Genomic DNA, 2,803 nt, shown 5'->3' on the forward strand with positions numbered 1-2,803 from the left:
GGATAGACCGGCTCGATCAGCGGCAACTTGTCGGCTTCGCTGGCGAGCGCGATATGGTCGGGATGGACCATCGACGGGCGGCCGTTGAACCACTCCATGCGACCCGAGACGATCACGTGTTCACCCTCGGGCATCGCCTTTTCGAGGTAGGCGGCATGCGCGTGGAAAAAGGTCAGCGCGATCTCGCCGGTGTCGTCATGGGCAAAGACGCGGTAGGGCGCCGATCGGTTTCCGCGCGGTGCGGGCTGATGCCTGTCGATGCGCACGTCGAGCGTGACGATGGCGCCTTCGGCGGCGAGCGCGATGCCCGGACGGTTGCGCCGGTCAATGACGCTATTGGGCAGGACAAACAACAGGTCGCCGATACGCGCCGCACGGTCGCCCAGATCGGCCGGGACGACCTTTTCGATCAGCACAGCGACCTTGGGTCCGATGCCGGCGAGCGAAGTGATGGGAGAAAACAACGGATCAAGCAATGATGGGCGCATGATGTCAGCTTATGCGCTGGAGTTGCCGGGGCAAAGGCTGACAGGACGAGCTATCCACGCTATATGCGCCGGGACACCAAAGGATTTGCTGAAATGACCGGATCGACACGCTCGAGCGAAGGGCTGGACACGCGCAGGCGCAAGCTTCTGTTCCGCTCGTGGCACCGCGGCATGCGCGAGATGGATCTGATCCTTGGCAGTTTCGCCGACGCCAATATCCACAAGCTGAGCGACGACGAGCTCGACCACTACGAGGTGCTGCTCGACATCGCCGACAAGGAGCTGTTGTCGTGGATCATTGGGGAGCACGCGGTGCCAGACGCTGTCGACCATGACGTCTACCGCCAGATCGTGGCGTCGCGCGGCGCATTCACAGCCTGAGTGAAATCATGAGCCTGATCAAACCAATCGGCCTGCCGAAGGGTCGCGCCGGACAGTTCATCGTCGATGGCGTCGCCGACGGCTACGAGGCCTTTGCGCTGGCGACCGCTGCTGGCGAGATGGCGCCCGATAAGCCGTTACTGTTTGTCGCACGCGACGGACAGCGGCTGCCGCAGATCGTCGAGGCGTTGGCGTTCGTTGCACCCGAGCTGCCCGTGCTCGAACTGCCGGCGTGGGATTGCCTGCCTTACGACCGCGTCTCCCCCGGCTCGGACGCTGCGGCGCGCCGGCTTGATGCGCTCGCGGCGATGATTGCGCTCCGCAAGGAGCCGCACCGGGCGATCGTTCTGACGACGGCCAATGCCCTGCTGCAGCGCGTGCCGCCATCGGCGGCGATCGAGGCACAGGAATTCCGCGCCAAGCCGGGCAATCAGGTCGAGATGAACCTGCTGGTCGCGCGGCTCGAACGCGCCGGCTTCGAGCGCGTGCCCACGGTGCGTGGCGTCGGCGAATTCGCCGTGCGCGGCGGCATCCTCGATCTTTATGCGCCCGGCGCCGCCGACGCGCTCAGGCTCGACTTCTTTGGCGACACGCTTGAGACGATCCGTGCCTTTGACGTCGCCACCCAGCGCACGACGGGCAGCCGCAACTCGGTGACGCTTCAGCCGATGAGCGAAGTGGCGCTGACGCCGGAGACGATCAGCAAATTTCGCCGCAGCTATATCGACGCCTTTGGCGCGCCATCGCGCGACGATGCGCTTTATGCCGCGGTCAGCGAGGGCCGGCGCTTTGCCGGCATGGAGCACTGGCTTCCGTTCTTTTATTCGCATCTCGAAACGATGTTCGACTACCTGCCCGACGCGCCGGTCGTGTTCGATCATCTGGCGCGCGAGGCGCTCGGCGAACGCCATACGCTGATCCTCGACCACTACGATTCCCGCCGCAAGCAGGCGGAAGGCAAGGGCCTCAAGGACGCGGTGCCCTACAAGCCGGTGGCGCCGGAACAGATGTACCTGTCGCCGGACGAGGTGACCTCAGCACTCGCCGACCAGGTCAACGCCGAACTGACGCCCTTCGACACGCCTTTTTCGAGCGGACGCAGGGTCTTGCACGCCGGTTCGCACGCCGGCCGCAGCTTTGCCGAAGAGCGCGCAGATCCCAACGCCAATGTCTTCGACGTGGTGGCCCGGCATATCGCAGACCAGCGCGCGGCCAAGCGGCGCGTCGTCGTTGCCGGCTGGACCGAGGGTTCGCTCGACCGCCTGACGCAGATCCTCGACGAGCACCATCTCGGCAACCTCAAGCGCGTGACGAACTTGGCCGAGGTCGAATCGCTGAAGCCGGGCGAGGCGGGTCTTGCCGTGCTGCCGATCGAAGCGGGCTTCGAGTCTGGCGAACTGGTTTTTGTTGCCGAGCAGGACATTCTGGGCGACCGGCTGATCCGGCGTTCAAAGAAGCGCAAGCGCGCCGCCGATTTCATCGCCGAGGCCTCGTCGCTATCGGCGGGCGACATCGTCGTGCACTCCGATCATGGCATCGGCCGTTTTGTCGGATTGAAGACCATCGAGGCGTTGGGCGCGCCGCATGACTGCCTCGAAATCCACTATGCCTCTGACGGTAGGCTGTTCCTGCCGGTCGAAAACATCGAGCTTCTGTCGCGGTACGGTTCGGATTCGGCTGAGGCGACGCTCGACAAGCTCGGCGGCGGTGCCTGGCAGTCGCGCAAGGCGAAGCTCAAGCGGCGCCTGCTCGAAATGGCGGGCCAACTGATCAAGATCGCCGCCGAACGGCATATGCGCGAAGCCCCGGCGATGAATCCGCCGGACGGTGTTTATGGCGAGTTCGCGGCGCGGTTCCCTTATGAGGAGACCGACGACCAGCAGAGCGCCATCGATTCCGTGATGGAGGACCTCGCAGCTGGCAAGCCGATGGAC

Annotated in this window: 3 protein-coding genes; 2 read left to right on the forward strand and 1 reads right to left on the reverse strand. The window is 64.7% G+C overall.

Annotated elements, in window-relative coordinates; genetic code table 11:
• Positions 1 to 488, reverse strand: a 488-nt coding sequence (locus AC1DUU_RS28385; RefSeq protein ID WP_476786674.1) for an OB-fold nucleic acid binding domain-containing protein, incomplete at its 3' end; no start/stop codon positions are given.
• A 93-nt stretch (positions 489 to 581) separates the two neighbouring features.
• Here AC1DUU_RS28385 and AC1DUU_RS28390 point away from each other — a divergent pair.
• Both AC1DUU_RS28390 and AC1DUU_RS28395 read left to right on the forward strand, forming a co-directional pair.
• The gene (locus AC1DUU_RS28390; RefSeq protein WP_476786675.1) at positions 582 to 869 is read left to right on the forward strand and encodes an FAD assembly factor SdhE; all 288 of its coding nucleotides are present in this window, start codon (positions 582 to 584) and stop codon (positions 867 to 869) included.
• A gap of 8 nt (positions 870 to 877) precedes the next feature.
• Positions 878 to 2,803 (forward strand): CarD family transcriptional regulator (locus tag AC1DUU_RS28395; protein WP_476786676.1); only part of this gene is annotated, 1,926 nt, incomplete at its 3' end.

It is taken from the genome of Aminobacter sp. P4_H6_2, assembly GCF_056400805.1.

Bases quoted from the DNA above. Each gene is read 5' to 3' on its own strand.
- AC1DUU_RS28390 (WP_476786675.1), top strand. From the start codon at position 582: ATGACCGGATCGACACGCTCGAGCGAAGGGCTGGACACGCGCAGGCGC.